General features: G+C 69.6%; 18 protein-coding genes. 13 read left to right on the forward strand and 5 right to left on the reverse strand.

Annotated elements, in window-relative coordinates; genetic code table 11:
* Positions 1-65: 65 nt before the first annotated feature.
* Together ACQP0N_RS21110 and ACQP0N_RS21115 are read right to left on the reverse strand one after the other, a co-directional pair.
* Positions 66-530, reverse strand: coding sequence for a hypothetical protein (locus ACQP0N_RS21110; protein WP_433113407.1), 465 nt, complete (start codon positions 528-530; stop codon positions 66-68).
* Positions 527-928 carry a DUF6069 family protein gene (locus ACQP0N_RS21115; RefSeq protein ID WP_433113409.1) on the reverse strand — a complete coding sequence of 134 codons (402 nt, stop codon included), beginning with the start codon at positions 926-928 and terminating at the stop codon, positions 527-529. The genes ACQP0N_RS21110 and ACQP0N_RS21115 overlap by 4 nt, the downstream gene beginning before the upstream one ends.
* Positions 929-1,119: 191 nt before the next feature.
* Between ACQP0N_RS21115 and ACQP0N_RS21120 the strand changes: the two genes are divergently transcribed.
* The 3 genes from ACQP0N_RS21120 (at position 1,120) to ACQP0N_RS21130 (ending at position 4,275) form a co-directional block, all read left to right on the forward strand.
* Positions 1,120-2,220, forward strand: coding sequence for a sensor histidine kinase (locus ACQP0N_RS21120; protein WP_433113410.1), 1,101 nt, complete (start codon positions 1,120-1,122; stop codon positions 2,218-2,220).
* On the forward strand, positions 2,208-2,870 hold the full coding sequence (locus ACQP0N_RS21125; protein ID WP_433113412.1) for a response regulator: 663 nt from the start codon (positions 2,208-2,210) through the stop codon (positions 2,868-2,870). Before ACQP0N_RS21120 ends, ACQP0N_RS21125 begins: the two co-directional genes overlap by 13 nt.
* 442 nt (positions 2,871-3,312) lie before the next feature.
* Entirely contained in the window at positions 3,313-4,275 is a 963-nt protein-coding gene (locus tag ACQP0N_RS21130) for a hypothetical protein (protein WP_433113414.1), read from the forward strand.
* 28 nt (positions 4,276-4,303) lie between these two features.
* Here the strand turns inward: ACQP0N_RS21130 and ACQP0N_RS21135 are convergent, their stop codons facing one another.
* Positions 4,304-5,146: an aldo/keto reductase gene (locus ACQP0N_RS21135; protein WP_433113416.1), complete on the reverse strand. Its 843-nt coding sequence runs from the start codon at positions 5,144-5,146 to the stop codon at positions 4,304-4,306.
* Positions 5,147-5,350: 204 nt separating this feature from the next.
* On the opposite strand from ACQP0N_RS21135, the gene ACQP0N_RS21140 reads away from it, so the two are divergent.
* From ACQP0N_RS21140 to ACQP0N_RS21155, 4 genes are all read left to right on the forward strand, one after another.
* Positions 5,351-5,932: a type 1 glutamine amidotransferase domain-containing protein gene (locus tag ACQP0N_RS21140; RefSeq protein WP_433113418.1), complete on the forward strand. Its 582-nt coding sequence runs from the start codon at positions 5,351-5,353 to the stop codon at positions 5,930-5,932.
* 403 nt (positions 5,933-6,335) lie between these two features.
* On the forward strand, positions 6,336-7,256 hold the full coding sequence (locus ACQP0N_RS21145) for an SRPBCC family protein (protein ID WP_433113420.1): 921 nt from the start codon (positions 6,336-6,338) through the stop codon (positions 7,254-7,256).
* Entirely contained in the window at positions 7,253-8,428 is a 1,176-nt protein-coding gene (locus tag ACQP0N_RS21150; RefSeq protein ID WP_396832358.1) for a zinc-dependent alcohol dehydrogenase, read from the forward strand. The genes ACQP0N_RS21145 and ACQP0N_RS21150 overlap by 4 nt, the downstream gene beginning before the upstream one ends.
* 150 nt (positions 8,429-8,578) lie before the next feature.
* The gene (locus ACQP0N_RS21155) at positions 8,579-9,208 is read left to right on the forward strand and encodes a TMEM175 family protein (protein WP_433113423.1); all 630 of its coding nucleotides are present in this window, start codon (positions 8,579-8,581) and stop codon (positions 9,206-9,208) included.
* Between the two features lie 204 nt (positions 9,209-9,412).
* Here ACQP0N_RS21155 and ACQP0N_RS21160 read toward each other — a convergent pair whose 3' ends face one another.
* The gene (locus tag ACQP0N_RS21160) at positions 9,413-10,594 is read right to left on the reverse strand and encodes an FUSC family protein (RefSeq protein WP_433113425.1); all 1,182 of its coding nucleotides are present in this window, start codon (positions 10,592-10,594) and stop codon (positions 9,413-9,415) included.
* 244 nt (positions 10,595-10,838) lie between these two features.
* Between ACQP0N_RS21160 and ACQP0N_RS21165 the strand changes: the two genes are divergently transcribed.
* From ACQP0N_RS21165 to ACQP0N_RS21185, 5 genes are all read left to right on the forward strand, one after another.
* Positions 10,839-11,054, forward strand: a complete 216-nt coding sequence (locus tag ACQP0N_RS21165; RefSeq protein ID WP_363660547.1) for a DUF4253 domain-containing protein — start codon at positions 10,839-10,841, stop codon at positions 11,052-11,054.
* A 202-nt stretch (positions 11,055-11,256) separates the two neighbouring features.
* Entirely contained in the window at positions 11,257-12,048 is a 792-nt protein-coding gene (locus tag ACQP0N_RS21170; RefSeq protein WP_357392462.1) for an SCO2525 family SAM-dependent methyltransferase, read from the forward strand.
* Positions 12,049-12,283: 235 nt separating this feature from the next.
* The gene (locus ACQP0N_RS21175; RefSeq protein WP_357124950.1) at positions 12,284-14,119 is read left to right on the forward strand and encodes an SCO2524 family protein; all 1,836 of its coding nucleotides are present in this window, start codon (positions 12,284-12,286) and stop codon (positions 14,117-14,119) included.
* Positions 14,120-15,049: an SCO2523 family variant P-loop protein gene (locus ACQP0N_RS21180; RefSeq protein WP_355047832.1), complete on the forward strand. Its 930-nt coding sequence runs from the start codon at positions 14,120-14,122 to the stop codon at positions 15,047-15,049.
* A gap of 35 nt (positions 15,050-15,084) precedes the next feature.
* Positions 15,085-16,011 carry an SCO2522 family protein gene (locus ACQP0N_RS21185; RefSeq protein ID WP_433113428.1) on the forward strand — a complete coding sequence of 309 codons (927 nt, stop codon included), beginning with the start codon at positions 15,085-15,087 and terminating at the stop codon, positions 16,009-16,011.
* Between the two features lie 6 nt (positions 16,012-16,017).
* On the opposite strand, the gene ACQP0N_RS21190 is transcribed toward ACQP0N_RS21185, so the two are convergent.
* Positions 16,018-16,974: an SCO2521 family protein gene (locus ACQP0N_RS21190; RefSeq protein WP_355047830.1), complete on the reverse strand. Its 957-nt coding sequence runs from the start codon at positions 16,972-16,974 to the stop codon at positions 16,018-16,020.
* A 295-nt stretch (positions 16,975-17,269) separates the two neighbouring features.
* Between ACQP0N_RS21190 and ACQP0N_RS21195 the strand changes: the two genes are divergently transcribed.
* The gene (locus tag ACQP0N_RS21195; protein ID WP_433113430.1) at positions 17,270-21,484 is read left to right on the forward strand and encodes a HEAT repeat domain-containing protein; all 4,215 of its coding nucleotides are present in this window, start codon (positions 17,270-17,272) and stop codon (positions 21,482-21,484) included.
* Positions 21,485-21,537: the final 53 nt, after the last annotated feature.

Raw genomic sequence — 21,537 nt, forward strand, 5'->3', positions numbered from 1 at the left:
GGCCGAGGGATATCGACGGGAGGCTAATTATTAGGTTTGTTAACTGAAGATGTCCAGAGCGTCGGTCACCCACTCCCCCCGCTGACGGCCGCCGTCATGATCAGGGTGCGCCGCCGCCGTCGACTCATCAGTGCGAAACACGCGGTGAGCACCACCAGCTCCACCTCGGCCCACTCACCCGTGACGTCGACGCGGATCGGCCCGCCCAGTGGGCCGGGGAGGCGCACCACGACGCGGTTGCCGTCGCGGACCAGCTCCCCTCCGCCATGACCGGCCTTCCAGCGGGTCACCCCGCCGGGCCCCGGCACGTGCGACCGGCCCGGGTCGAGCCGCACCGCCACACCGTGCTGACCCTGGGCCGTGAAACCGATGCGTCGGCGGCCGGTCGGTTCGACCGTCCAGCGGCCGGCGCCGGTGCGGATCTCGCCGCACCGCCAGGTCCAGCCGGTACGCAGCGAGGCCTGCGGCCCGGTCGCACCGGAGTCGAGGACGAAGTGCCCGCCCTGTTTGCGTACGGTCAACGCGGTCATCGCGTCGCCCCTTGCGGACGCGGCCGGGACAGGCCGAGGATGAGGATGAGGCCGACGCTCAGGTGCAGCAGCGCGAGGGTCGCCTTCGCTCCCCCGCCGACACCACTGGGTGGGCCGACCACGAGCGAGAGCAGCAGGACCACGACCGCGACCGAGGTCCACCAGACGTGGGCGCGGTCGGTGAAGCGGTGCAGCGCCGCGAGCAGCGCCCAGCCCGCCAGTGCCGCGACCGTGGTCGCCCCGATGACCGCGCCCATCGTGACCGGCCGGGTAGAGCCTCCGGAGCGGACCGCCAGGTCGACGCCGGCCACCGAGCGCAGGAGCGCGAACTCGGCAACCGCCACTACGACCGCACCGGCCGCCACCGCGGCTCGTCGAAGGAGAGGGTTGTTCGTCATGGCCTGAGTCTGCGGACCGGGCCGGGCCGGACACGTCGGTCCAGACGCCACGACGGGTACGTCCTCCGGTGACCCGGGGTACTACCAAAGGAGGTGGTCCGGCGCGTGGCGAGCCCAGTAGCCTGCGCGATGTGGATGCCGCGGCGTGCGAGGTCGGGCGGCCGAGGACGTGGCGTTCCGTCCCGGCCGGCGTGACGACCCTGGCGGTCGGCGTCCTCGTCGCGACCATGCTCTGGTCCGCATCCCGATCCAGCTCGGACGGTCTGGCCGTCCTCGACGTCGCGCTGGCGGTGACCGCCCTGGCCCTCGTTCCGGTGGTCCTGCGCCACCCGCGGGTCGGTGGCGTGCTGGCCGGTCTGCTCGTCGCGCTGTCTGCGGTAGCCACGCCGGTGGCCAGCTTCGCGGTGCTCTTCACCGCCCGCAACCGACCGTTTCGGCAGGCGGCGGTGGTGGCGGCGGTCGGCGTGGCGGGCGAGGCGGTGCAGGCGTTCTGGCGGCCGGCGCCCAGCCTGCCGTACGGCTGGCGGCTGGTGCTGATGTCGGTCGCGTACGCCGCCCTGCTCGGCTGGGGCACCTGGGCGCAGGCCCGGCACGCGTTGCTGGCGGCGCTGCGGGAGCGGGCCCGGCGGGCCGAGCAGGAGCAGGAACGGCGGGTTGGCGAGGCACGCGCGGCGGAGCGCAGCCGAATCGCGCGGGAGATGCACGATGTGCTGGCCCACCGGTTGTCCCTGCTGGCGGCTGCCGCCGGTGCGATGGAGTACCGGCCGGACGCGCCGCCCGAGCGGCTCAGCGCCGCCGCGGGGGTGATCCGAGCGAGCGCGCACCACGCCCTCGACGAGCTACGCGAGGTCATCACCCTGCTGCGCAACGACGACACCGAGGCGCCGACCGACGCGCCACCCGGACAGACCCTCGCCGACCTGCCCCGCCTGGTCGACGAGGCGCGGGCCGCCGGGCAACAGATCGAGGTCCACGACCCGCTCGGCCCACCGGCCGAGATTCCGCCGCCGGTGGGCCGCACCGCCTACCGCATCGCGCAGGAGGCACTGACGAACGCCCGCAAGCACGCCGCCGGGCAGCCGGTCCGGCTGGTGCTCGGTGGGGCGCCCGGCTCCGGGCTGAGCATCGCCGTGAGCAACCCGACCACTCCGGACTGCGGTGCCACCGACAGTGCCGGCACCGGCCTGATCGGCCTCGCCGAACGGGCCGCGCTCACCGGCGGTCGCGTCGCCCACCACGTCGACGCCGCAGGCCGGTTCCACCTCACCGCGTGGCTGCCATGGCCGACGTGACCCCGCCGATCCGGGTCGTCATCGTCGACGACGACCCTCTCGTACGGGGAATGCTCACGCTGATGCTCGACGGCGCCGACGGGATCGCCGTCGTGGGCGAGGCCTCCGACGGCGCCACGGCGATCACCGCGGTGGACCGGCACCTGCCCGACGTGGTGCTGATGGACATCAGGATGCCCGGCGTCAACGGCATCACCGCCACCGAGCGCCTGCGCCGCCGTCACCGACCACCAGAGATCATCGTGCTCACCACGTTCGACACCGACGAGCACGTGCTACGAGCCCTGCGCGCGGGCGCGAGCGGCTTCCTCCTCAAGGACACCCCGCCCGAGCAGATCAGCCAAGCGGTACGCGCGGTGGCCGCCGGCAACCCGATGCTGTCTCCGGGCGTGACGCGCCGTCTCATGCAGCGGGTTGCCTCCGACGCCGAGTCGTACGATCGGGCGAACAACCGATTGGCCCTGCTCACACCCCGGGAACGCGACGTGGTGCTGGCCATCGCGCGAGGCCGCTCCAACGCCGAGATCGCCGGCGAGCTGCTGATGAGCGTGACGACGGTGAAGGCCCACGTCTCGCACATCCTGACCAAGCTGGATCTTGAGAGCCGTACCCAGATCGCCCTGCTCGCCCACGACGGCCGGCTCCTGTGACCCACCTCGTCGGCGGAGGCAGGGTGGCGGCCGGCTTCGGGACGACTCAACCCAGCGAATCCGCTGCACCCTTCGGCATGGTCTTCTAGGCTGCGTGGGCGGGCCGTCCGGTTCGAGCAGGCGTCGCGTCGGCGCGGTACGAATCGTCGGGGCGCCGCCCTCGGCGGCCTGGCTCCACCACCATGTCAGTCGGCAAGGGATCTGCCGTGACGACGCCTCAACGCCCCCGGTACTCGCCGTCGGCGCCGAGCCCGACCACCGGTGAGGAGCAGCGGTGACCCAGAGCGAACGACAGGGCCCGGAGATCGTCGTGGGACTGGTAGCAACCCCACCGGATCACCCCGCCCGGGTCGCCGCGCGGCTCACTTCGGAGCTGGCCAGAGGGCTCACCGAGCGGGTGAGCGCGGACGTGCGGTGGACCGTCCGGGAGGGTTGGGGGGAGGTGGTGCCGCGCCGCGACGGCGGCGCCGAAGCGTTGCTCGATGATCTTGCTAGGCGGCGCGCGGACGACCAGTGGGACGTCGCCATCTGCCTGACCGACCTGCCACTGCATGCCGAGCGGGCGCCCCTGGTCGCGCAGACGTCCGGCCAACGTCACATCGGGGTCATCTCCCTGCCCGCGCTGGGACTGCGTCAGATGCACTCGGTCCGCGCAGCCGTTCCGGATCTCGTGGGCCGGCTGCTGGCCGACGCCTCCGACCACCGGATACCGCCGGCCGAGCGGGCACCGGCAGAGACGAAACGGCGTGTTCCCGCCGTCCATCGAGTGATCGGCGGGGCCGACTCCGGCGAGCGGCGTTACCTCGCCTCGGGGCTGATCGGCCGAGTTCGCCTGTTGACCGGCATGGTCCGAGCCAACCGACCTGGACGTGCACTGCTGGGCCTGTCCAAATTGCTGGTCGGCGCGTTCGGCACGGCTGCGTTCGCGCTCACCACGGACACCATCTGGCAGATGGGCGATGCCCTCGGCGGACTCCGGCTCACAGTGATCATGGTGCTCGGGTTGACCGCGTTGGTCGCCTGGTTGATCGTTGCGCACGACCTGTGGGAGAAACCGAGCCGCGAGACGCCGGTTGAGCTGGCACGGCTCTTCAACCTGGGTACGGTCCTCACTCTCACTCTGGCCACCACGGTGTCCTACGTGGTGCTGTTCGTGGGTACGGTGCTCGTCGGGGCGCTGTTGATCGACACATCCGTGCTGGAACAGGTTCTGCAGCGCCCGGTGAATGCCGGTGATTATCTGGCGCTCGCCTGGATCACCAGCTCACTGGCCACTGTCGGCGGCGCCATCGGCTCGGGGCTGGAGAACGAGCAGACAGTACGAGCTGCCGCCTACGGCTATCACCCCCAACCCGGCGGCTGGCGGGACGAGAAGGTCGGGGAGCGGTCCCACACCGGAAGATAGTCGCGCCGGCAGAATCAGCCGACCGGCCCTACAACATCTCCAACGGCTGCGGGCCAGCAGGTGGCGGGAACGCCACGTCGAGTGCCCTGATGTCTTCCTCGGTCAGGTGCAGGTCGCGCGCTTCCGCATTCTCCCGGGTGTGTTCCGAGTTGGACGATCGGGGAATGGCCGCGACCATCTCCTGCCTCAGCACCCAGGCCAACGCGACCTGGGCGGGCGTCGCCCCGTGCCGGGCGGCGACCTCCGCGACCTGGTCGTGGCCGAGTACCCGCCCCTGCTCGATCGGGGAGTACGCCATCACCGGGATCCGGTGTTCACGTAGCCACGGCAGCAGGTCGTACTCAGGACCTCGCCGGGTCAGGTTGTAGAGGATCTGGTTGGTCGCGCAGTCGTTCCCACCCGCGTCGAGTAGCTCGGTCATGTCGGAGAGGTCGAAGTTACTCACGCCCCACTGCCCGATGTCGCCGGCTTCGACGAGTTCGGCGAACGCTTCGATCGTCTCGGTGAGTGGATGGCTGCCGCGCCAGTGCAGCAGATAGAGGTCGATGTGGTCGACGCCGAGTCGCTGCAGGCTGCGGCGGCAGGCCTGCACGGTCCCCTGCCGGCTCGCGTTCGACGGCAGCACCTTGTCGACCAGGAACACGTCATCGCGTCGTCCGACAACGGCCTCGCCGACAAGCTCCTCGGAAGCACCGTCGCCGTACATCTCCGCGGTGTCGATCAAGGTCATGCCCAGGTCCAGGCCAGTGCGCAGTGCGGATATCTCCGCCCCGCGTCGCTCCGGGCGTTCACCCAGGTACCACGTGCCCTGGCCGAGCACGGGCATGGTCTGGCCCGACGGCAGTGGGAGGGAGGCGGTAGGGAGAGTCATGTCGGCCTTTCCGGGTCCTCGGCGCCAGTGGTTCAGTCCGTTACCCGCATCGGCAGGAAGCAGTCCCGCCCTTCGTCCGCGCTCTGTGCGTCCGCTCTCGATCGGCGATCGGCGCTGTTTCCCGGTTCCCACACCGGGAAGGCGACCGCGAGCGCAACGATGCGCCGCCGACGGGGCGGCGCCACGAGGGAGAGGCCACCCAAGATGGCGCAGAGCCAGCAGCCACTGACCGGCAAACGAGTCGCTTGCCTCGCCGCCGACGGGGTGGAGGACGTGGAGTACACCCAGTCCCGGGCCGCCGCCGAGCAGGCGGGTGCCGAGGTCCACCTGATCTCCTTGAACTCCGGCGAGATCCAGTCGATGAACCAGGACATCGACCCGGCCAACCGCTATCGGGTGGACCGGACCGTCAACGACGCCAATGCGGCCGACTACGACGCCCTGCTGCTGCCGGGCGGGACGGTCAACCCCGACCGGCTCCGGATGAACCCGCAGGCCATGGACTTCGTCCGGGCGTTCTTCCAGCAACAGAAGCCGGTGGCGGCGATCTGCCACGGCCCCTGGTCGTTGGTCGAGACCGGCATGGTCAACGGTCGGACCGTCACCTCCTTCCCCAGTCTGCGAACCGACATCCGCAACGCGGGCGGAAACTGGGTCGACCAACAGGTACAGGTCGACAACGGCCTGGTCACCAGCCGCAACCCCAATGACCTGCCGGCCTTCTGCGCCAAGATGGTCGAGGTGTTCGCCCAGGGCGAGAACGTCCGCAAGATGGCGACGGCCTGACCCGGCGAGCTCGGAGTCCGGAGGATCAGGACCCGACCTGAGCCCGCACCGCGGCGGCGCTTCGCCGGTCGAAGCGCCGCCGCGGTGAAGGGACCCCCATCCGGATACGGGCGCTTGACAGGGGTCGACGACGTGGCCGTACCGCTGCTGGCGGTCGCGGCCTGCACGCCGTCCTGAGCAGCGGGACAGGGATCACCTCCGTTCCGCGACCGATGCACGGATTGAGGTGGTTTCCGAGGGGTATTCGGGCCTCTACGGGTCTCGTCCCGGACTTGCATGAGCCGGAATGGCTCGGCCGGGCTGCGACCGGATACGGAGGCTACCCGTGACTCAACTAGCAACCCGAGAGGCTGCGCAGGCCAGGCAGGAAGACGTGCGACGGCGAGGACGCCGGCTCGGCTGGATGAGTCTCGGTCTGGGTGTGGCACAGCTCGCGGCACCGGACACGGTGCGCCGGATCAGCGGGGTGGACGACTCCTCGACATCCCGGGCGGTGGTGCCGCTTGTCGGGGCGCGGGAGTTGGTCCACGCGGCCGGCCTCCTGGCGAGCCGGCGCAAGGGCATCTGGGCGTGGACCCGGGTCGCGGGCGACGCGATGGACCTGGCGTCTCTCGGGGTGGCCATCGCCCACCGCAGCGGGCACCGCCGGCGTCGCCTCGTCGGTGTCACTGGCGCCATCGTCGGGATCACTGTGGTGGACCTGCTGACCGCAGTGCAGGCCACCCGTGCCAGGAAGACCGGTTCGGCGCCAGCGGTACGAGGCTCACGCGAAGGAGGATCCATGGAGCTGACAGCCACGACAACCATCCGCAAACCTGCGCCCACGGTCTACGCGTTCTGGCGTGACCTGGACAACCTCCCGACGTTCATGGCACACCTCGAGAAGATCCAGGCCACCGGCGACCGTACGAGCCACTGGTCCGCCAGCGCTCCCTTCGGCAAGAACGTCGAGTGGGACGCGGAGATCACCGACGAGACGCCCGGTGAGAAGATCGCGTGGCGTTCCACCGGCAACGCCGACGTGCCGAACGCCGGCACGGTCCGGTTCGTGCCCGCCCCGGATGGTTCCAGCACCGAGGTGCACGTCGTCATGTCGTACGACGTCCCGGGCGGCGCGGTCGGCAAGGCGGTCGCCAGGTACTTCGGTGAGGAACCGCACCAGCAGCTCGACGACGACCTGCGCCGGCTCAAGCAGGTGCTGGAGACCGGGCAGGTGGTCCGGTCCGAGGGTGCCCCGTGGGGCAAGCGGGCCCGCAAGGAGTTCCCGCAGCGTCCGGCGCAGCCGCTGTCGGATTCCGAGTTCGCGAAGGGGGCAGGCGAGTGAGGGCGAACACCTGGGCCGGCCGCAACAAGGTCAAGGTCCGTGACGTGCCAGACCCGAAGATCCTGAACGACCGGGACGCCATCGTACGGATCACCTCCACCGCCATCTGCGGCTCGGACCTGCACCTGCTCGATGGGTACGTGCCCACGATGCAGGACGGCGACGTCATGGGTCACGAGTTCATGGGCGAGGTGATCGAGGTCGGCCGGGGCGTCGACCCAGGTCGGCTGCGCGTCGGCGATCGGGTCGTGGTGCCGTTCCCGATCGCGTGCGGCGCGTGCGGCGCCTGCGCCGCCGAGCTGTACTCCTGCTGCGAGAACTCCAACCCCAACGCCGGGATCGCCGAGAAGATGTTCGGCCACCCGGTCGCCGGGATCTTCGGCTACTCCCATTTGACCGGCGGGTTCGCCGGCGGTCAGGCGCAGTACGCGAGGGTGCCGTTCGCCGACGTCGGCCCCCTGAAGATCGAGTCCGACCTCACCGACGAACAGGTGCTGTTCCTGTCCGACATCCTGCCCACCGGCTACATGGGCGCCGACATGTGCGACATTCAGCCCACCGACGTCGTCGCCGTGTGGGGCGCCGGCCCGGTCGGGCAGTTCGCGATGGACAGCGCCCGTGCGCTCGGCGCCGCGAAGGTCATCGCCATCGACAAGGAGCCGTACCGGCTGCAGATGGCCGAGCGGGCAGGCCACACGCCGGTGAACTTCGAGGAGGTGGACGTGCGGTCCCGGCTGTTGGAGCTGACCGGCGGACGTGGGCCGGACAAGTGCATCGACGCGGTCGGCATGGAATCCACCCACGGTGCCACGCACGTGAACGCGTACGACCGGGTGAAGCAGGCGGTCCGGTCGGAGACCGAACGCCCGCACGCGCTGCGCCAGGCGATCCTGTCCTGCCGCAGCGGCGGCATCGTGTCGGTCATCGGCGTGTACGGCGGCTTCCTCGACAAGTTCCCGGCTGGGGCGTGGATGAATCGGGCGCTGACCCTGCGTACCGGTCAATGCCACGTGCAGCGCTACATGAAACCGCTGCTGCAGCGCATCGAACGGGGGGAGATCGACCCCACCCGGGTCATCACCCACACCCTGCCGCTCGACCAGGCAGAACGCGGCTTCGAGATCTTCAAGAACAAGCAGGACAACTGCGAGAAGGTCGTCCTCAAACCCTGACGACCACCCGCATCCGGCCACCGCGACGCGCCCGGTGGCCGGATGCGACGTCCGGATGTCCGGCCGTTTGCCCCCAAGGACCGCGGGTAGCCGCAGTTGGTGAGTGGGCCAGACGCAGACCTAGGCACCCGGTCAGACACCAGCCGCGCGGTGGCGTTCAGCGACGCCATATTCGCCATCATCATCACGTTGTTGGTCCTGGACCTTCGGGTACCGGACGTTCCCCCTGGCCGCCTCCTGCGTGGCCTGCTCGACCAGTGGCCCTCGTACGTCGCGTACCTGGCGTCCTACTCCTATGTGGCCGTTGTCTGGCTCAACCACAAGGCGGCGTTCAACCGCATTCAACAGGCCGATCGCGGCCTGCACTTCGTGAACCTGTTCGTGCTGTTCAGCACGGCGCTGCTGCCATTCCCGACCATCGTCGTGTCAGATGCGCTGCAGGAACACAACAACGCCGACCAGCGCGTGGCTGTCGCCTTCTACGCGCTGATCGGCGCGTTGCTGTGCGCGACGTGGCTGGCGTTCTACCACTACCTGGCCCGGAACCCCGACCTGCTGAAGGATCAGGTCAAGGACGACTTCTTTCGCGTCGAGCGAGTCCGTGCCCTCACCGGGGTCGTCCTGTACGTCCTCGCGGGACTGGTCGGCTACCTGGTCGCTCCCCTGATCGGCCTGGCCGTCTTTGTCCTTCTGCCCGTCTTCTACGCCATCACCAGCGCCGGCCTGTACCAGTCGCGCCTGACCCGGGGTATGACCCGCCGTCCTCGGCCACCGACCTGAGGGCGGACGGACGAGCCGCCGTTTCACCCCGACAGCGGCGGGTACTCGCCGAGGACCTACGCGGCCTGGTGTCCGGGCCCACAAGACCGCAACGCCGCCGGTCGTCACAGCCCGAGGAGTGCGGCAGCCCGGGGATGGGTACGACGAGCGAAGGTGAGGAGGCCGGCCACCTGGGCAGGCAGCGGCGTCATGCCCTCCGCCGCCTCAGGGACTCTCGCCGAAACGTTCCCGCGTGAGCCGGTTGGCTGTCTCCGGATCGAGACCGCTGGCGCGGAGCAGGTCACTCGCCACGACCCGCGTCTGGGTGACCAGGGTCTGACTGAACCGGCCGGTGGCACCATCGACGGCCCGGCGGGCGCTGTGCATGGCCGCCAGGGCCGTCGCTCGCGCCAGCCGCGGCTCACGTCCCGACACGCGTTCGGCCCGCAGGCGCTCGTTGGCGTCGGCGAGTTGCCTGAGTGTCGTGGTCAGCTCGGACGGAACCGCCTCGTCGTACTGCAAGACGGTCGCCGAGGTACGCGCCAGATCCTGCGCGTCGCCGATCACCCGCTGGGCATGCTCGGCGAAGTGGGCAAACTGTTCCACGTCGTCTCGCCGGTGCCATCTCACCGGTGCCAGACTCACCACCTCCCTCGCCCCGTCGAGCGCCTGTGACAAGCGCGCGAGATCCGGTCCCGAGGCCCGCAGGCGCTGCAGGGACGCGATGGCCTGCTCAGCGTCACGTTCGTTCAACGCGGTCGCGATGGTCCGTAGTTCCGCGCTGGTCAGCTGGACGATCGGCGTGGCCGCCCGGTCGAGAACGCGCATCGGGTTGACGGGGAACAGCAGTGTGACCACCAGCAGCCCCACCGCCCCACCGATGAGGGCATCCAGGATTCTGGGCCACTCGAGATTGGGATCCACCGGAGACAGGGTCGTGACCACGACGGCGGAAGCACCGGCCTGCGCCACGGTCGCACCGCTGCCACCGGAGAGCACCAGCGCGATCGCGATCGCGATACCCACCGCTAAACCGATCTGCACCGGTCCCGGACCGACGGTATAGAGCAGACCGTCCCCGATGAGGATTCCGAGTAGCACGCCGACCAGCGACTGGACGGTTCGTCGGACCCGCTGGCCGATCGCCGCGACGATCGTTCCGACCGCCGCGGACGGAGCGAACACCGGCGCAGGAATACCCAACAGGTCGTGTCCGATGAACCAGGACAACGCTGCGGCCAACGCCGCCTGGACCGTGATCACCAGGATGACGTGCGTCAGGTGCAGCCGCACCCGCCACCCCCGACGCCCACGCTGGCGAGCCTGCTCTGCCGCCTGCCGCACCTCGCTCGCCACGGCGTCGACACCGGAGTGCGGATCGGGCGAACGCTCCTGGGCACCACTCATGCGGGTAACTACCCGAAGCAGCGACAAACAAGTCAGCGACAAGTGCCAGCTGGCTCGCTCGTGTCCCGTACCGCAGCTCCAGTCGACCGAACGGGCCACGGGCCCAGTGCGGAGTTAGACACCACCTGTAAAGCATCCTAGGAGGATGTGTCGGGCCCCTCCAACCACATGCCGTTCGCCAAGGGTTTCGGTGCGGGATCACCAACGAGACTGTGGCCTCTGCTCGTACTCGACGCTGACCGCGATGACGACCCGTTCTGCGTCGACGCCGAGTACGACCAGATCAGCACCGCCGAGCAGCACGACAGCGACGCGTTCCTCGCCGAGTGCTGGCGGGCGGGTGACCGCCGAACACTTCGCCTTCTGCCCGGACAACATCTGGCAGAGCAACACCGACACCTTCCGCACGTACGCCGAATCAGTCATGGGCGTGAACTGCTGGAGTTTCTGGTGGGACTGATGGCGAAGGCTGCTGCCCGCACGTGCCGGCCTTCATCGCGCGGCCGGCATGGCACCGGACCACCGTCCTGTCGTCGTCACTTCGGGCGGACGGCGGGCTTCCTGCACTTGTGAGCGCGCACCACCATCGATACATAATGGGCTGTGTACTGAGCGCCGCTTCAACGACCAATGTGATCCGCCGACCCGATGGAGGCCCGTCCATGGCGTTGACCCCGGCGACTGGGGGCGGTTGCGGCGAGTCGACGCCACGTTCACCGATTCAGTCGCCGAGGCCGGTCAATTCCGACGTCGAGTGGGACAGCTTCGACCCGCAGGCGTATGTCCGGCACAACTACGCGGATCTGCGGCCTGACGATCGGGAGATCCTGTGCCGCATCCGAGACTTCTTCGGCGAGGCGAAGCTCTCCGACGCGCGGTGCGTCGACGTGGGGTCGGGGGCGAACCTGTACCCGGCGCTGTCGCTCCTCCCGTTCGCGAAGGCCGTCGACCTGTGTGAATGGTCGACGGCGAACGTGAACTGGCTGCGTACGCAGGTCGACAGCTACGACGAGCTCTGGGACCCGTACTGGCAGGTGTGCACGGAGCACCCGGCGTACGCGGCCCTGACGGATCCGCGTCGACGACTGGCACAGGTTGGCCGGGTGGTGCGGGCCAGCGTCTTCACCCTGCCGAGGCACGCCTGGAGCGCCGGGACGATGTTCTTCGTGGCCTGCTCCATCTCGGCGGACCAGGCCGAGGCCGAGCACGCGATCGGTCGGTTTCTGGACGCGCTGCGACCCAGGTCGCCCTTCGCCGTGACGGTCATGCTCGGATCGGTCGGATACGACGTCGGTCGGCGGAGGTTCCCGGCCGTGGCCCTGCAGCGCGCCGACGTGGTTGCCACCATCGCGGCCGGCGCGGACGACCTGGACGTCCACGAGGTACGGCCCAAGCCGCCGCTGCGGGACGGATATGTGGGCATGCTGCTGGCCACCGGCCGGACCCGCGGATAGCGCCCATGCGTACCGGCGGAATGCGCCGACCTCGTGCTGTCGGCGCAGCGGGGCGGCGGGGCATTCCCTCCGCGTCCGATTGGCCGGATTGCCGACACGCGGCCATCGAAGCCTTTCAAGTGCCACTCGACTGGCCCGCTACCATGACGTTGTACGGCACCGTGGATCATCGTGGGCACGGCTATAGCAGCGGTTTCAAGTCGACGACTACAACAGACGGCGGTGGATCATGCGGATGCAGCCTCGCCAGGAGATCCTCGACATCTGGCGGGCTACGGTTCGCAGTTGCTGGGCGAACGGTGAATGGCACTGGGGCGGCCGAAGTGGTACCAACTCGATCAGCGACGCGGAGCAACTACTGACCCTGTTGCTCCCCGCGGCCAAGGTCCCCGTGCTGTCACTTGACGACCCGGACCGCGCCGACGAAGAGGTGATCGAGGCGCTCAGCCCGCTCGGCGGCGCGATCGAGATTCCCCGCCGGCTGGTCAGCGTGATGATCGACTATTTCCGGCGGTACACCGACGACGCCGGCACTCCGATCTTCGGCGGCGGCAGTTACCTCACCCCGCTGGAGGGTGGTCCGGAGCTCACCGAGGAGCAGCGTTCCCAGGACATCGTCGACTCGTTCGCGGTGTCGGTCACCCTCACGTTGGCGACGATCGGTTTCGTCAAGGTCTACCGGGGGTCCACCCAGCGGCGCGACCTGTTGGCGCAACTGGACGAACTGGAGGCCATGGCGAGCGCGCGCCTCACGGCGGCGATGGTCGGCCTGCTCCGCAGCTTCAGCACCTTCGTCTTCACCTCCACCGACGAGTACGGCATTCGCCTGTGCGACATGGTCAATCAGGACGAGCTACCTCGCCGCGAACTGGTGGCCGCGCTGCGCGAGCAGTTGCGGGACACCATGGCGAGCCTGCGTAGCGTGGTCATCGGTTCGGGTCGGGTGACGGAGGACCTGGACAACAGCGAGATGCTGTTCGAGTGCGGCTGGTCGTGGGGGCTCATCTCCGGGACCGAGGAGGTCCCGACCACCGAGCCGATCGGCCGACAGCGTGCGGGCTCCGCGGAGAACGCCCCCTACCTCTACTTCACCGTGATCGCGATGGACGCCATCGAGGACCTGAACTCCGAACGCACCCGGCTGCTCGGATTGCTCAACGAGGAGCAACAGCGGCTGTCCCGGGCGCTGCAACTTCGCTGGGAGCTCACCCGGACGTACTGGGCGACGGTGGCGACCTTCGGCAACCGACGACGGTGGCCCATCGAGGACATTCCCTGGCGGACGACCGATGGTGACCGGACCGACTATTACACGCTCCAGACGACGTCGCTCGCCGTGAAGGGTCTGCTCGCCGTCGGGCGCGGCGGTGACGAGGAGCTCGGGCGGATCGCCTCGGTACTGGTGGAGCTGGCGCAGCGCGCGCGGATCACCCGGCGGGCGTCACCCGGCGAGCCGGCGCTGTTCGTGCACGCGCCCGGCAAGCAGGTGACCCTGAACGACGACACGTCGAAGCCGATCATGACGTGGAACGTCAACGAGTTCTCCGTGGTGCTGCTACAGCGGGCGGCCGCCGTCGCAGGTCTGCTGAGCAACGCCCGTCAGCGCAGTGAACTACTCGAGCTGGCCGACGAGGTGTGGGATCACCTGCTGCTGCGGCGCATCCCGGACGGCCGGCACCAGGGGCTGTGGGACCACGCCAGTGGCGCCTTCCCCGGCCTGGCGCCGAAGCCGGAGGCACCCTCCTGGTATCTGACCGTGCGGGTGGCGCAGGCGCTGGTCACCTCCGGTCAGCTGCTGTGGGAGCGACCGTTCCCACGAGCCGGCCGGCTGGCCGACTACGCACAGGATCTCATCGACGAGGCCGAATACCTGTTCGACCGGGAGTTGATGCGCGGCACCTTCGACGGTGAGGCGATGCAGCGCAGCATGCGCAGCATCCGAGCCAGCCTCGGCCGGGCACAGTTGCTGGTCGACGAGCGGCCCGGCACGGCGGCGGCGCTGGTGAACACGCTTCTGCTGCTCCTCAACGACGTCGCCACCGGGCAGCAGAAGGCCAGCGAGGGGATCTGAATGCTGGTCTTCGTCACGTCGCACAAGGGCGGCACCGGCCGGTCGGTGACCGCGGCGAACATCGCCTATCGCAGCGCGTTGTCCGGTCACCCCACCTGCTACCTGGATTACGACTTCGGCTCGCCGACCGCCGGCATCACGTTCCAGATACCCCAGGCCGTCAACGGTGTGGAGGGCGCCGGGCCCAACGGTGGCGGCCTGCACCGATATCTGCGCGGGGAGATCCCGTCTCCGGAGCAGTTGGACGTGTGGGGCACCTCCGAACGTGCCAGCCTGCGTCAGCGGCCCATCGGGTCCGGTCCGCTGGTGCTCCTGCCGGGGCAACGCAACGGTAGCGAGTTCGGTTTCACCAACGACATCGCCAAGCGCTGCGCCGAGCTCTTCCTCCGACTGGAGGAGGAGTTCGACCTGACCCTGGTGGACCTCAGCGCCGGCCGGTCGTACGCCAGTCAGATCGCGCTGGCCGCGACCGCGACCTCGACCCTGCGCAAGGTCGCCGTACGCTGGCTGGTCTTCCACCGGTGGACTCCCCAGCACGTCACCGCGGCGGCGGACCTGGCCTTCGAGGCGGGTGGGATCGTGGCCATGGGCAAGGAGTACGGCCACGAGCCGGAGAGGCTACGGGAGTCGCTGCGCTTCATCCGGACGGCGGTGATCGACTCACGTGGCCCCGAAGTCGGCCATCTCGGCCTCGCCCAGCAGGCCTTCCTGCGCAAGTGCGACGCGGAGCTGTCGGAGCTGGCCCGCCGACGGGGTGTCGGACGTACGACACTTCTCGGCGTGGTGCCGCTGGATCCTCTGCTGCAGTGGCGGGAGCAGCTGATCTCCGACCACGACGTGCAATCCAAAATTGCCAACGTCAAGACGGTGGACGCCTTCGTTGACCTGACTGAGAAGCTTTTCGACGAGACGGCATGGGACACCGCGTGATCGGCATGGATGTCAGGTTCCAGGAGGCAGCTGCGGTGCGTCGTACAGAGAGCGTGGCGTACTCGCATCTGTCCGTGGAGCTGGGGCATTTCTACGCGGAGGACTTCGGCGACGGGTGTGAGGAGCTGAGGCGCAAGTTCGAGCGGATCGCGGACTGGTCGGCCGCGATCCCGGCGCTGGCCCGACGCGGGCTACCCGCATCCCGGGAGCCGCGGATCAGCACCTGCTTCATGTTGGACGACTACTTCCACCGCTTCGGCACCCCCCGCGAGGTGATTCCGCAGGTGCAGAGCGCCGCGGCGGAGCATGGCCTGACCTTGGACTACGTGGCCCGGGAGTCCAGTTTCGCCCGGCACGACGGCGCCGAGCTGGCCCGGTTGGTGGTCGACACACTGGTGGTGGAACCCCCTCGGGGCACCACCGGGAGTCGCCCCCCGTTGAGCGAGTCGGGCTGGCTGTCCAACGGTAAGCGGTCCCCCGGGCACGTCGACGCGCCGGCGATGACCCTGCCGCGTCCGTGGTCTCCGCCGTTGCAGTCCGGCGATCCCCGGCACTCCATCTTCGTCGACATCGAACTCTGGTCCGACGAGCCGGACGCCCGGGTGTGGGCCTGCGCCCTGCTCGCCTCGGTCTGGCAGATGACCCGGCTCGGTGTGCTACGGCATCGAGGCGAGACGATGACCCAGCCGCGCCAGCTCGTCGGCGAGCTACCGACGGACTGGGACCAGCTGCCGGCGATCGTCCAGCTCAACCCGGCGGCCGCGCCGTTCTGCGCGTATCGCACGCTGACCCTCATGGGCACCGAGTACCTGCCGGTGGAGCTGGCCGTACGGACCATCCTCGGCCAGGTGGCGGTGCCGCCGACGGTCGCGCAGCAGGTCGCCAAACGGGCCGGCGGCGAGGGCCTGCAGCTACCCAGTGAGCTGGTCGACCGGCTGAGCTACGTGTTCATCAGCGACTGAGTGTGCTCAGCGCCCGCACGGCTCGTCGACGGCCATCCGGCCGGCCAGGTCGCGAAGCAGAGCCATGTTGCTCACGCTGATCTGGTCCCGGATCCAGTTGACCGAAGAGTTCCACTGACGGCTGAAGCCGGGTACCTGCTCCAACTGGTCCCAGATCGGCCGCAGTCGCGGGTGCACCCGCGCGCCCGGCAGCCACAGGTGCAGCAGGTGCTCCAGCACCGGCCGCAGCCGCTCGACATGCTCCTGCCCGGAGGCCGATCGGGTGACCGCGGACTCCACCAGCGAGGACAGGATGGTCAGCAGCCAGTCGTGCAACGCGAGGTCTTCGCAGAGCCCCGCCACGGCCGCCGGCACGTCCTGCGGGGCGAGCACGAGTTCGACCGTACGCAGGGTGGGTGAGTCCACGGTGACCACCGCCGAGACGTCCCGGTTGGGACGCTCGTCCGTCTGCGCGGTCCAGCGCAACCGTGTGCGGGCGGTGCGCAGGGGCGGGCGCCGGTCCAGCAGGTCGGACATCTGCACACCGTCGAGCACCCTGCCGGTGATCGCCTCCAGGTTCAGCACGTCGGCGTTGTTGCCGTGCAGGAAGCCCGCGCTCAGGTCGGCGACGTCCAGCTTGCCGACCGTCTCGAGGACGCCGGGGTTGGCCAGGTAGTGCGACCACGGCCGACGGCGTTGCCCGGCGACGACGTGGATGACCGAGGAGGCCTGCACGATCCGGCCGCCGGTGATGATGGCCCGGGTGAGAACCGCGCCCACCCCACGTAACTGGCGCTTTCTGGCGCTCGGGAGCCAGCAGTCGACACCGGTGCGAACATCGGGTGACACCGCGTACAGCGATGGACGCCGGGAGGTCAGCACGGCCTCGCCCTCGATCAGGCTGAGCACGTCGGCGCTCTGCTCCTGGGCCAACGCCGTGCTGTGCTGCAGAAGACTGGTGTGCACCTCACCGACCGTGAGCATGGCTTCCTCCGCGACGCTGCCACCGACCCGCGTTCGTCCCGCGTACGCGGCTCATGCTGATTGACGTACACCCCTCGCGACCGGCACTGACCCGGATCCGCATCGGACAACCGCAACTCCACGAGTACGCGATTCGACCGCCGGATCCGTTTCCGTTGGTGGCCATCATAGGCCCGGGGTCGGCGGGAATCCCATGCACGGCGGGCGTTCGGAGTGTTCGCGGGTCGGACGGACGTGACAACGACTGATATTTTCGATGATGCGGTCGCCAGCCACCCCCTGGAGTTTGCCGTTCATGAAGGTCTACATTTCGGCCACCCAAAAGGACTTGCTGGAATACCGCGCTGCCGTGCACGCCGTGGCTCGCCGTCTGGAGATCGACGACGTGGCCATGGAGGCGTACGGCGCCGACATCCGGCCGCCGCTGGAACGCTGCCTCGCCGACGTGCGCCGGTGCGACCTCTACGTGGGGCTGTTCGCCTGGCGGTACGGGTTCCGACCGCCGGGCCAGGAGTCCTCCATCACCGAGTTGGAGTACCGGGAGGCGCTCGCGGCGGGAAAGCCGTGCCTGGTCTTCCTGCTCGCGGAGGACACACCCTGGCCGGTCGACATGATCGACCGCGATGCCGACTGGCAGCAGATCGTCGCGTTGCGCCGTGAGCTCAAGGAGCGCCACCTCTGCGCCTTCTTCTCCGGCGTGGACGACCTCACCGCCAAGGTGACCGCCGCACTGGCCGACGTACGCAGTGGGAGATCCCCGGCGCGCGAGCCGGCCGACCCGGACACTCATCTGCCGACGGTGGTGCGCAACCAGTACTACAAGCAGTTGTCGCTGCGATACCACGCCGTCTCGGTGGACGCCGTCTCACCGCGTCCCACCATCGGCTACCTCACCGTCGGGCTACCCAACGTGTTCGTGGAGCCCCGCGTCCACGAGGACGCGCGACCCGAGATGCCGCTGGCGTGGTGGCGTTGGGCCGGGTCCACGCCGGGCGGCGACGTCGGCGGGCTGCCCGGGGTGGTGAACCCGGAGGAGGTGGAGCGGCTCTGGGAGGAGTACGCGGCGAAGGACGAGCTGTCGTTGTTCGACGTGGTGTCCGACCCGGGGCGGCGCACGATCGTGCTGCTGGGCGATCCCGGCTCCGGCAAGTCCGCGGCCGCGCGGTACCTGGCGCTGACGCTGGCCGGGGTCTGCGTCGAACCTCGACTGAGTGCGCTGGACCGGTACCTACCCGTCCTGGTCGAGTTGCGCTCCTACGCCACGCATCACGGGGACGGCCGGTGCGACGGTTTGCTCGACTACGTCGGCCACCGCCACCAGCAGGGGCTGGCCGGTATCGACCAGGACGTGCTGGAGGCGTACCTGCGCCAGGGCGGCCAGGCGCTGTTCCTCTTCGACGGCCTGGACGAGGTCTTCGACCCGGCGCAGCGGGAAGAGGTGGCTGCGCAGATCGCCACGTTCGCCAACGAATACCCCGGGGTGCTGACCGTGGTCACGTCGCGGGCGGCCGGCTACCAGCGGCACACGTTCGCCAACGCGGGCTTCGACCACTTCACTCTGGAGGATCTCGACGACGAGCAGATCGCGAGGTTTCTGGACAACTGGTACCGCTACGTGATGCCCACGTCGGCTGCGGAGGCGGAGCGGCAGCGGCGGCAGATCCTCGACGTGGTGAGCAGTTCCCGGGCGATGCGCGAGATCGCCGGTAACCCCCTGCTGCTGATGCTCATGGCGATCGTCGGGCGGGGTCACCCGCTGCCGCGCAACCGACGCCGGCTCTACGCGCACGTGACCGACGTACTGATCTCGGAATGGGATGTGACCAAGCAACTGCGCGAGAGCCACGGCGACGTGCCGTCGCTCGACCTACAGGCGAAGCGTCGGCTGCTGCGTCGCCTGGCGTACTGGATGCAGTTCCGCGAGTCCGGCCCCGCCGGCAACTACATTGAGTCCGACGAATTGGCGCGCATCTTCCGCGACAACCTCGTCGAGTTATACGGTTTCGAGAATGAGCGGGCGCTCGCCATGGCCTACTCGATGATCGAAAAATTGCGGCAGCGAAGCTTCATCCTGGAGCGTTACGGCCTACGACTGTTCGGGTTCGTGCACCGCGCGTTCCTGGAGTTCTTCTGTGCCGAAGAGATCGTGGACAGATACGAGCGCGATCCGTCCGCCGCGGGCCTCGATCATCTGCGTTCGTTGTTTCGCGGGCGCTGGGCCGAGCCGTCGTGGCGGGAGGTGCTTCGACTGGTCGCCGGCGCCCTGCCCGCCCGGGTCGCCAACGAGCTGGTCACCCTACTCGCCACCGAGGCCACCCAACTGTGGCCGCCGCTGAACCTGACCGGGCCGCCGTGGAACCTGGTGCTGGCGGCGCAGTGCGTGGCCGAGGCGCCGCAGCCCGCCGAACTGGCCGGTGCGGGCGACGCCCTGCTGCGCCAGGTCGTGCGTCTCATCGAGCATGGCATCTCCGCCGACGACCCGAACCTGGTGGATCTCACCGAGCAGGATCTGCTGTCCTCCATCCGGACTCTCGGCCCGGGTTGGCCCGGCCGGGAGGTCTTCCTGCACTGGTACCGCCGCCGCGGGGTCCGGACCAGTTGGCGATCCGGCTCTCCCTTCGCCACCAGGATCGCGGCGGTGCTGTCCACCGCCGACGAGCAGATGGAGGACCTGCTCGTCCGGGAGCTGGGGCAGGGCCGCGAACGGCAGGCGCGCCTCACGTTGGTCGCCGGGCTGGCCGAGGCCGCCGGCCGCATCGAGGCCACCGGCGGTAACAGTGGCCGATGCCGGGACATCCTGCTCGCCCAGGCGCAGGCCGAGGTCTCCACCGCGGTACGGCAGGCCGCCGTACGCGCACTGGTCGCCCACCTCGGCGCCGGCCCCGATTTCGTGGACGTGCTGGGCGACCTCGCCAACTCTCCCGATCTCGCGGTGCGGGCGCTGGCCGTGCAGTCGCTCGGCACCCGGTCCGAACTCTCCGACGACGTGCGTCAGGTGTTGGCCAGGGCCACCGGGGACCCGGCCGTCGCGGTACGGCGAGCCGCCGCGGGCGTGCTCAGCACGCGCTGCGCCGACCTGCCGGACGCACCCGAGACGATGCAGCACCTGCTGGCGACCGACACCGATCCCGGCGTGGTGCAGCGCGTGCTGAAGCGTCTGCTGGCTCTGCCGGAGTACGCCGAGACCGCACGAGCCACGGCGTTGCGGCGGATCACCGGCGACTCCCCGGACGAGGTCCGACGCTGCATGCTGACCGGGCTGCTGCCGGAGCGACCCGGTCCAGAGGACACCGAGCTGTTGCTGAAGCTGGCCTGCTCGGACGCGTCCGCCCGGGTCCGCGCGGTCGCCGTACAGCGGTTGGCGCTCGTACCCGATCCGGAGGGGCGCTGCCGGGCCCGGCTGATCGACCAGATCGAGCAGGACGAGGAGTCCTCCGTACGGGCCGCCGCGGTCTCCGCTCTGATCGACCGGGACCGCGCCGACGACACCGGGTGGACGGTGGTGGCCCGCTCGGCTCACGTCGACGAGGACGCGACGGTACGCCTCGCCGCGGTGCGCGCACTGGCCGAGGCCTTCCCCGACCACCGCACCGGGGAGCTGCTGCTGGAGAGCGCTCGACGCGATCCGACCGCGAGCGTCCGGCTCGCCGCGGTCGAACTGCTCACCGGGCGACCGCTGTTCGGCCACGCGACCCGGGATCTGCTCATCAGCCGCGCCTCCCAGGAGCGGGACCCGATCGTCCGGCTACGGGTCACCCGTAGCCTGGCCCGCCTCGCCGACCCACCCGACCTCGAGGTGCGGGAGTGCCTTGCCGAGCAGGTCAGTCGGGACCCCGACCCGAACGTGCTGTGCGCCGCCGCCCAGGCGCTCGCCCGCCACGGCGACGCCCCGGGTCTCATCGAGACACTGTGCCGGCGGGCCCGCCGAGACAGCTACGTCGGCATCCGGTTGGCCGCCGTACAAACCCTCTGTGCGTACGGAAGCCCGGAACTGGTGACCGACGTGCTGCTGGAATGCGTCGAATCCGACACCGACCCGACCGTGTTCGACGCGGCCGTACGCTGTCTGACCCAGCAGGGCTCGGCATCCATGGCGGTGACGCTGCGGCTCATGCGCCGCCTGTCGGACCAGGACCCGGCGATCCGCGCCCGCATCGCCGCCGCCCTCGGCGAGCACTTCGGCACCGACCCGGAGGTCCAGGTGCTGCTGGTCGGGCTGGTCCGCGACGATCCGGCCCTGGAGGTTCGCCGCCGCGCCGTGGAGCAGTTGGGTGCCAGCCTCGCCGGCCGCACGGGGGTACGGGACCTGTTGCTGCGGCTGGCCGACGACGATGACTGGGAGATCCGCCGGACCGCGCTGCTCGCGTTGACCCGTCACTACGACGGGGACACCCGGACCCGGGAGGTGCTCGTTCGGCTCGCGCATCAGGAGGATGACGGCGCGGTGCGGCGGCTGGCCGGGCAGCTGCTGGCCACGCTGCCCGACACCCGACCCGACGACTTTCCGTAACCGCACCGGAGCCATCGGCGCACACCCTCGTGCGCGTCGAGCGACAGCCCGAT

Origin of the sequence: Micromonospora sp. CA-246542 (assembly GCF_050942905.1) — a bacterium.
Taxonomy (GTDB): domain Bacteria; phylum Actinomycetota; class Actinomycetes; order Mycobacteriales; family Micromonosporaceae; genus Micromonospora.

What these genes read in the sequence shown, in the direction of transcription:
- ACQP0N_RS21125 (WP_433113412.1), top strand. Translation starts at nt 2,208, where the DNA reads ATGGCCGACGTGACCCCGCCGATCCGGGTCGTCATCGTCGACGACGAC.
- ACQP0N_RS21145 (WP_433113420.1), top strand. Translation starts at nt 6,336, where the DNA reads ATGAGTCTCGGTCTGGGTGTGGCACAGCTCGCGGCACCGGACACGGTG.
- ACQP0N_RS21190 (WP_355047830.1), bottom strand. Translation starts at nt 16,974, where the DNA reads ATGCTCACGGTCGGTGAGGTGCACACCAGTCTTCTGCAGCACAGCACG.
- ACQP0N_RS21140 (WP_433113418.1), top strand. Translation starts at nt 5,351, where the DNA reads ATGGCGCAGAGCCAGCAGCCACTGACCGGCAAACGAGTCGCTTGCCTC.
- ACQP0N_RS21110 (WP_433113407.1), bottom strand. Translation starts at nt 530, where the DNA reads ATGACCGCGTTGACCGTACGCAAACAGGGCGGGCACTTCGTCCTCGAC.
- ACQP0N_RS21175 (WP_357124950.1), top strand. Translation starts at nt 12,284, where the DNA reads ATGCAGCCTCGCCAGGAGATCCTCGACATCTGGCGGGCTACGGTTCGC.
- ACQP0N_RS21165 (WP_363660547.1), top strand. Translation starts at nt 10,839, where the DNA reads ATGACGACCCGTTCTGCGTCGACGCCGAGTACGACCAGATCAGCACCG.
- ACQP0N_RS21115 (WP_433113409.1), bottom strand. Translation starts at nt 928, where the DNA reads ATGACGAACAACCCTCTCCTTCGACGAGCCGCGGTGGCGGCCGGTGCG.
- ACQP0N_RS21195 (WP_433113430.1), top strand. Translation starts at nt 17,270, where the DNA reads ATGAAGGTCTACATTTCGGCCACCCAAAAGGACTTGCTGGAATACCGC.
- ACQP0N_RS21160 (WP_433113425.1), bottom strand. Translation starts at nt 10,594, where the DNA reads ATGAGTGGTGCCCAGGAGCGTTCGCCCGATCCGCACTCCGGTGTCGAC.
- ACQP0N_RS21135 (WP_433113416.1), bottom strand. Translation starts at nt 5,146, where the DNA reads ATGACTCTCCCTACCGCCTCCCTCCCACTGCCGTCGGGCCAGACCATG.
- ACQP0N_RS21180 (WP_355047832.1), top strand. Translation starts at nt 14,120, where the DNA reads ATGCTGGTCTTCGTCACGTCGCACAAGGGCGGCACCGGCCGGTCGGTG.
- ACQP0N_RS21170 (WP_357392462.1), top strand. Translation starts at nt 11,257, where the DNA reads ATGGCGTTGACCCCGGCGACTGGGGGCGGTTGCGGCGAGTCGACGCCA.